Source organism: Deinococcus pimensis DSM 21231 (assembly GCF_000519345.1).
Classification (GTDB): Bacteria; Deinococcota; Deinococci; order Deinococcales; family Deinococcaceae; genus Deinococcus_A; species Deinococcus_A pimensis.
This window is the reverse complement of sequence record NZ_KI912647.1, coordinates 91,729-98,647: the sequence shown is the minus strand read 5'-3', so window position 1 is coordinate 98,647 and position 6,919 is coordinate 91,729. Positions and strand designations below refer to the sequence as shown.

General features: G+C 70.3%; 6 protein-coding genes, 1 tRNA gene and 1 pseudogene. 5 read left to right on the top strand and 3 right to left on the bottom strand.

Annotation, left to right across the window (positions count from 1 at the left end; genetic code table 11):
* Positions 1 to 259: 259 nt before the first annotated feature.
* On the top strand, positions 260 to 2,050 hold the full coding sequence (gene lepA, locus DEIPI_RS0113305; RefSeq protein WP_027482086.1) for a translation elongation factor 4: 1,791 nt from the start codon (positions 260 to 262) through the stop codon (positions 2,048 to 2,050).
* 63 nt (positions 2,051 to 2,113) lie between these two features.
* Here lepA and DEIPI_RS37805 read toward each other — a convergent pair whose 3' ends face one another.
* Positions 2,114 to 2,833: a hypothetical protein gene (locus DEIPI_RS37805; RefSeq protein ID WP_027482085.1), complete on the bottom strand. Its 720-nt coding sequence runs from the start codon at positions 2,831 to 2,833 to the stop codon at positions 2,114 to 2,116.
* A gap of 255 nt (positions 2,834 to 3,088) precedes the next feature.
* On the opposite strand from DEIPI_RS37805, the gene DEIPI_RS31000 reads away from it, so the two are divergent.
* Both DEIPI_RS31000 and DEIPI_RS0113290 read left to right on the top strand, forming a co-directional pair.
* A complete protein-coding gene (locus DEIPI_RS31000) occupies positions 3,089 to 4,159 on the top strand; it encodes a sensor histidine kinase (RefSeq protein WP_045234287.1) in 1,071 nt (356 codons plus the stop codon).
* Positions 4,156 to 4,791 (top strand): response regulator transcription factor, encoded by a 636-nt coding sequence (locus DEIPI_RS0113290; protein WP_281173211.1) that lies wholly within the window; start codon positions 4,156 to 4,158, stop codon positions 4,789 to 4,791. Before DEIPI_RS31000 ends, DEIPI_RS0113290 begins: the two co-directional genes overlap by 4 nt.
* A gap of 55 nt (positions 4,792 to 4,846) precedes the next feature.
* On the opposite strand, the gene DEIPI_RS0113285 is transcribed toward DEIPI_RS0113290, so the two are convergent.
* Together DEIPI_RS0113285 and DEIPI_RS0113280 are read right to left on the bottom strand one after the other, a co-directional pair.
* A complete protein-coding gene (locus tag DEIPI_RS0113285) occupies positions 4,847 to 5,302 on the bottom strand; it encodes a hypothetical protein (protein WP_027482083.1) in 456 nt (151 codons plus the stop codon).
* Between the two features lie 128 nt (positions 5,303 to 5,430).
* Positions 5,431 to 5,515: transfer RNA gene (locus tag DEIPI_RS0113280), tRNA-Leu, on the bottom strand.
* A gap of 85 nt (positions 5,516 to 5,600) precedes the next feature.
* Here DEIPI_RS0113280 and DEIPI_RS30995 point away from each other — a divergent pair.
* Together DEIPI_RS30995 and DEIPI_RS39815 are read left to right on the top strand one after the other, a co-directional pair.
* The gene (locus DEIPI_RS30995; RefSeq protein WP_045234286.1) at positions 5,601 to 6,629 is read left to right on the top strand and encodes a family 10 glycosylhydrolase; all 1,029 of its coding nucleotides are present in this window, start codon (positions 5,601 to 5,603) and stop codon (positions 6,627 to 6,629) included.
* A 9-nt stretch (positions 6,630 to 6,638) separates the two neighbouring features.
* Positions 6,639 to 6,919: pseudogene (locus DEIPI_RS39815) on the top strand (DNA-processing protein DprA); the annotation flags it as partial.

Here is a 6,919-nt window from a genome sequence, read left to right as displayed (position 1 = left end):
CGCCGCAGGTCCGTCCAGCCGTCCGGCAGCGTGGCGCGGGGGCGGCGGTCGGGGTGGCGGGGAGGGACGGGTTGACTCACGGGGAACCTCGGGACCGTCACCTCGCCGGGGGGCACACCGCGCGTGACCGCTTCGGATGAGCTCGGTGAGGTCTGACGGCATGGTACTTCATCCCCACCCGCGGGCATGCTGAACTGCCCTTCATCCGCGTGGGGTGCCGGGAACGGTCCGACGGGCGTGGACACTGTAGACTCTTCTGGTGCATACGAGGAACTTTTCCATCATCGCGCACGTCGACCACGGCAAGAGCACGCTGGCCGACCGCATCCTCGAACGGCTCGGCGCGATGGGGGAGCGTGACAAGCGCGACCAGACGCTCGACACGCTGGAACTGGAACGCGAACGCGGCATCACCATCAAGTCGACGCCCGTCAGGCTCACCTACACCCGCCCGAACGGCGAGACCTACACCCTCAACCTCATCGACACGCCCGGCCACGTGGACTTCAACTACGAGGTGTCGCGCAGCCTCGCCGCCTGCGAGGGCGTGCTGCTGCTCGTGGACGCCAGCCAGGGCGTCGAGGCGCAGACGATCGTGAACGCCTACCTCGCGATCGACAACAACCTCGAGATCGTCCCCGTCGTCAACAAGATCGACCTGCCCGCCGCCGACCCCGAGGGCGCCGCGCGCGAACTGGAGGAGGTCATCGGCATTCCCGCCGATCAGGCGATCTTCGCGTCCGGCAAGACCGGCGTCGGCGTCGACGACATCCTCGAGGCGATCGTGGAGCGCATTCCCGAACCGCCCGGAGATCCCGACGCGCCCCTCAAGGCGCTCATCTTCGACTCCTTCTACGACGCGTACCAGGGCGTGATCCTGTTCGTGCGCGTGCTGGAGGGTACCGTCCGCGCGAAGGACGCCATCACGCTCTTCTCGAACGGGAAGTCCTTCGACGTGGACAAGGTCGGCACCTTCAGCCCGGGCCTCGTGGTGGGGCAGGAGCTGCGCGCGGGCGCGGTCGGCTGGATCGCCGCGAGCATCAAGGACATCCACGACGCGCAGGTCGGCGACACCATCACCGCCAAGGACCAGCCCACCACCGAGCCCTTCCCGGGCTTCAAGCCCGCCCAGCCCGTGGTGTTCTCCGGCCTGTACCCCACCAGCACCGAGGACTACCGCCGTCTGCGCGAGGCGCTCGAGAAGCTCAAGCTCAACGACGCCGCGTTCGTCTTCGAACCCGAGACGTCGGAGGCGCTGGGCTTCGGCTTCCGCTGCGGCTTCCTGGGCCTGCTGCACGCCGAGATCATCCAGGAGCGCCTGGAGCGCGAGTACGACCTCGACCTCATCGCGACGGCGCCCGCCGTGGTGTACCGCCTCACCCTCACGAACGGCACGGTCTTCGAGACGCAGAACCCGGCGGAGTTCCCCACCCGTGACCGCATCGAGCTGATGGAGGAGCCGTACATCAAGCTCAGCGTGATGCTGCCCGAGGAGTACGTCGGGCCGGTCATGCAGCTGCTCGTGGAGCGGCGCGGCAGCATGATCACCATGAACTACGTCGGCAAGCGCGTGGAACTCCTCTACGAGGTGCCGTTCGCGGAGATCCTCTACGACTTCCACGACCGCCTCAAGAGCATCTCGCGCGGGTACGCCAGCATGGACTACGAGCAGATCGGCTACCGCGAGGGTGACCTCGTGAAGGTGGACATCCTCGTGCAGGCCGAGGTCGTGGACGCCCTCGCCGTGATCGTGCACCGTGACAAGGCCTACTCGCTGGGGCGCAAGATCGTCGACAAGATGGCGGAGGTCATTCCGCGTCAGATGTTCCCCGTGCCGATCCAGGCGACCATCGGCGGCAAGATCATCGCGCGCGCCACCGTGAAGGCGTACCGCAAGGACGTCCTCGCGAAGTGCTACGGCGGCGACATCAGCCGCAAGAAGAAGCTGCTGGACAAGCAGAAGAAGGGCAAGGCCCGCATGAAGAACATCGGCACGGTCGAGGTGCCGCAGGAGGCGTTCCTGGCGGTGCTCTCCACCGAGGAAGGCTGAGCGCGCCACGCGCGTGGGGCGGCCCGGACACGTCCGGGCCGCCCTTCTTTTCGCTGGCGGCGGTCAGTCGTTCGCGTCGAGGCTGGTATTGCCGGAGTCGAGTTCGGCGCTGAAGCCGTCGGCGCTGTCCCCGCCGAGCGCGAGCGTGAAGACCGACGCGCTGCTCACGGTGATCTCGCCGCGCAGGACCACGTCCGCCTCGGCGTCCTGCACGCTGGCCTGCGGGACGGTCACGGTCGCCTGAGCCGCCGTGTCGACCGCGCCGCTCGCGGCGGCGGTGTCGGTGGCCGGGGCGGTGGCGATGGTGTCGGTCGCGCCCGCCCCGGCGGTCGTATCGTTCGCCGGGGCGGTGGCGGTCGTGTCGGTGGGCGCGGTGGCCGTGGCGGCGGTGTCGGCGGTCACGGAGGCCGCGGGCAGGGGGCGTCCGGCGCGGACCACGACGACCTCGTAGGTGCCGAGGGGCACGGCGGCGGGGAAGGTGGACACGTTCCCCTGGAACACGTTCCGGAACACGAGCTGCCCGCCCAGGTACACGTCGACGGGCTCGGTGATGGCGGCGTCGTGCCGCACGTACACCGCGGCGCGGTTCGTGAAGAACTGCTCCGCGAAGGGAACGATCTCGACGGCCTCGGCGGCCGGGGTGGGCGCGACGTCGGTGGTGACGGGCGCCGTCTGCTCAGCGGGTGCGGTGGTCGCGGGGGCGGTCGTGTCCTGTGCGGACGCGACGGAGAGGGCACCGACGGTGAGGGCGATCAGCAGGGTCTTTCCAGTGACGTGACGCATACGTTCCTCCTTGTCGAGCGGCCGTTCGCCGTTCCTGAGGAGCGTAAGCGGTGAAGTCCGGACACCGCCCACGAAAAATCTCAACGCTGTCTAGACGGCTCGTTCAGCGCCGCGGCCGCTTGGTGCAGGCCGCTACACACGTGAAATTCGTGCGCCGGGACGAGAAATCGGTGGTCGGGGAACGGAACGTCGAATGAGTCACGTACGAATCCCTCAAGAAAAGCCATACCCGAAACTCATACACTGGGGACGGTCATGCCCTTCGAGCCCCGGCACCTCACCAACCCCGCCCGGACCCAACTCCGTCCGGGCAGCGTACGTACACAGTTCGCGCTGGTGATCGGTCTGCTCTCCTTCCTGCCCAACGTCGTCGTGGTGATGTTCCTCACACGCTCGGCGGGCATCAGCAACCACGCCCTCGTCATCGGCTGGTTGCTGCTCGTCGCGCTCGCCTCCGGCATCGTGGGGTACGTGCTGTCGCTGGCCATGCTGCGCCCCCTCACGCGTCTCACCGCCGAGGTCACGCAGGGCGGTCCCCTCGACCCGCACCCCGACGACCCCAACGAGGTCCGCAGTCTGCGCGGCGCCTTCACCGGCCTCCTCGACCGCCTCACCGAGGAACGCGACCGACGCAACGCCTTCATGGCCACCCTCGTCCACGACCTCAAGACGCCCCTGATCGCCACGGGACACCTCGTGCGGGTCCTGCGCGATCCCACCGTCGCGGAGGAGGCGCGCGACGACATCGCCGCGCGCCTCCTCGCGGAGAACCGCCGTCTGCTCGAACTCGTGCAGCACATGGCCGACGCTCACCGCTTCGAACGCGAGGGCGCCCCGGTCCACCTCGTCCCGACCGACCTGCACGACGTCGCCCGGCTCATCGTGGAACGCACCCTGCCGCGCGCCCAGGCCCGCCGACTCGACCTGTCCCTGAGCGGCGCCGGACGCGCCGACGCCGACCCCACCCAGCTCGACCGCGCCCTGAGCAACCTCGTCGACAACGCCCTGCGCTACGCCCGCACGTCCGTCCACGTTCACGTCACCGACGGTCTCGTCCACGTCGAGGACGACGGACCCGGCCTTCCCGACAGCCTCGATCGGCTCGCCCGGCCCTTCAACGCCCAACCCGTCGAGATCGCCGGGCACCGCTTCACCGCCGGGACCGCCGGGCTCGGCCTCTTCATCGTGCGCCGCATCGCCGAGGCGCACGGCGGGCACCTCCGGTACGCTCGCCTGTCCGACCGCAGCGTCTTCACCGTCGAACTCCGCCCTCCCTCCGCCGCCACCCCGGTCACCCGGACCACCCTCGTGAAGGAGCCCGCTTGAACAGTTCTCCCGCGACCGAGCGGCACGGTGGTGATACCGCCCCCGTCCGACTCAGCGTCCTCATCGCCGACGATCATCCGCTCTTCCGGATGGGGCTGCGTTACGCCCTCGCCGCGCAGGGCTTCGACGTGGTCGCCGAGGCCGCCAGCGGCGAGGAGGCCCTCGTCGCCTGCGCCCGGTACCGCCCCGACGTCGCCCTGCTCGACGTGAAGATGCCCGGACTGAGCGGCATCGACGTGTGCGCCCGCCTCACCGCCGAGCGGCCCCACCCCACCGTCGTGCTGATCAGCACCTTCCGGGAGCCCGCCGTCGTCGCCGCCGCCCGCGCCGCCGGAGCACGCGGCTACCTCAGCAAGGAGACCGACCCCGCCGACCTCGCGCGGACCCTGCGCGGCATCGTGCAGGCGCCCTGGCGCGACTGGATGCCGCCCGCCGAGGTCCCCAACCTCACGCCGCGCGAACGTGACGTCCTGTCGCTGCTCACGCGCGGCTACAGCAACAAGGAGATCGCCCGGGAGCTCGGGCTCAGCCCCGACACCGTCAAGGACCACCTGGGGCGGCTCTTTCTGAAGGTCGGCGCGCAGGACCGCATCGGCCTGCTCAACCGCGCGCGGGAACTCGGGCTGGTCTGAGCCGCGTGACGGGAAGAGGCGCCTCCGACAGGGGCGCCCCTTCCCGTCCGTCAGCTCACTTCAGGTTGCCGCAGGAGACGCCCGCGTCGGCAGGCATGGTGGACATGTCGGCGGCGGCCGTGTGGACGTTGAGGTACGTCGCGTCGGCGACGTCGTCGCGCGCCACGTTGCCGCGCATCACCAGCACGCCGCTCGCGTCCGACTTGCCGATCATCGTGGACGTCGGAATCAGCGCCCCGCCGGACTCGCAGGGCGGCTTGGTCATGTCGCCCTGCTTGTGGTAGTGCGCGACGTAGCTCGTGTTCGGCGCCAGGCCGCTCAGGTTGATGCGGGTCGCGCGGTCGCCGTTGGCGAGGTCCACGATGGTCGCGTTCCCCGTGGGGTTGAGCGTGCCCGCGGCGGGCTGCTTTCCCATCGCGACGACGCGTTGCGCCCCGACGACGGGCGGCTGGTTGGCGTTGCAGGCGGCGAGTCCGAGTGCTCCGACGATCGCGAATACCACTGTGCGCATGTGCCCCTCCAGAGGGTGAATTGTGATGCACGTCCACCGTAGGAGTCGTCCGTACGCACGACTGTGGGGCGCGCGTCAACCTCAACGCCACGTCAAAGAAAGCGAAACGACCCCTCAGGGGTCGTCGCTGGTGCCGGGAACGGGAATCGAACCCGCAAACCTTTCGGTGGCAGATTTTAAGTCCGCTGCGTCTACCAGTTTCGCCATCCCGGCAGGGCAGGGGAAGTATAGCCCGGACCGTGCGGACGCGTCACCGGAAGGCCCGGGAGCTCTCACGAGGCGCGGGTAGCGTCGAGGCATGCACCGCACCGTCCTCACGACGCTCGCCCTGCTCCTCGCGTCCGGCGCGGGCGCCCGCGCGGCCTTCTGGCTGCGTCCGCCCGCCACGCCCGAGGAGCTCACCCGCACGCTCGTCGCGGCCCGTCAGGCGGGCTTCACGGACGTGCTGCTCGAGGGGTTCTACCACGGACGCACGGTCTGGCCGAGCGAGGTCACGGCCATGAAGACGACCTACGACGCCCTGAAGGTGACCACCGACGTCGCCGCCCGCGAGGGCCTGCGCGTCAACGTCTGGTTCGAGACGCTCTACTGGCGTCCGCAGGACCGCTTCGGGATTCCCGTCTCGCCCCTGTGGCGCGACGACTGGGCCACCCGCGACGACGAGGGCCGTACGAGCCTGCAGCGTGGCGGCCTCGGCATGGTCGACCCCGCCGAGCCCGGCGTCGGGGACGTCCTGGAACGCCTCGTGCGGGAGGTGACGCGCGCCTACCCGGACGTGGGCCTGCACCTCGACTACCTGCGCTACCCCCGCGAGGGGCAGTACGGCTACCACCCCACGCTCGTGCGGACCTACGAGGAACGGACCGGACAGTCCATCGGCGCGCTCCGTCAGTTCGGCGACGACGGTCTTCCCACCACGAACTGGCAGGTGTGGCGCGACCTGCGCCGGGACGCCGTGACGAACCTCGCCGATCGGCTCATCGGGGCGTACCGCGCGTCGGGCGGGCGCGGGATGGTGAGCGCCGCCGTGTTCTACCTCAACGACGACCTGCAGGACTGGCGTCGCTGGAAGGGCCTCGACGTCGCGATGCCGATGGCGTACGTCCCCGCGAACGTCCCGTGGGCCTTCGACCTGCTGATGCTCAACTTCCGCGGCGACGCGCGCGTCTGGCCGGGCGTGCAGGTCGGACCGGGCTTCGCGCCGCTGGGCGAGCAGGTGCGGCGCGCGAACGCGCTGGGTTTCCGGGACGTCGCGGTGTTCGACTGGCGACCTGGCCTCCCCGGGCTGTCTGGACAACCCCGGGAGGACGAGGGCGCGCGCCCCTAGCATCACCGCATGACGCCCGCCGCGCCCGACGACGAACTCCAGGCCCTGCTCACCCTGCGCTTCACGCCCGGCCTCGGACCGCTGCGCACCGAGACGCTGCTGCGCGCCCTCGGCAGTGCCGCCGCCGTGCTCGCGGCGCCCACGCGGGACCTGCGCGACCTCCCCGGCCTCGGCGCGGTCTCGCTGCGGGCGCTCGGTTCCACCGAGGCGCGCGAACGGGCCGCCCGCGAACGCCTCCTCACCGCGCGGCGCGGTCTCGGCCTGCTGGGACGCGGTCTGCCCGGCTACCC